A 235-nucleotide genomic window follows, 5' to 3' on the forward strand; every position below is an offset into this window, starting at 1 on the left:
CTGGGCGCGGAGCCCCTGCTGCTGCCACTGATCGACTTCGAGCGGGCCCAAGACCAAGCATCCCTGGACGCCGCCATGGACGCGCTTGCCGCCGGCGGCTTTGACTGGCTGGTGGTCAGCAGCAGCACCACGGTGCGTGCGCTGATGGAGACCGCGGCGGGACGCGGCGCCGCCCTGGTCGACCTTATTCCCGCTGGAACCCAGGTGGCCACCGTTGGTGCCTCGACCCAACGCG

The 235-nt window shown here is 70.6% G+C and carries 1 protein-coding gene; it reads left to right on the forward strand.

Going from position 1 to position 235, the window contains the following annotated elements; all coding sequences use genetic code 11:
• Positions 1-235, forward strand: a 235-nt coding sequence (locus tag SB772_RS45645) for a uroporphyrinogen-III synthase (protein ID WP_410839232.1), incomplete at both ends; no start/stop codon positions are given.

Origin of the sequence: Paraburkholderia sp. SIMBA_030 (assembly GCF_046535245.1) — a bacterium.
In the GTDB taxonomy this organism is placed as follows: Bacteria; Pseudomonadota; Gammaproteobacteria; order Burkholderiales; family Burkholderiaceae; genus Paraburkholderia.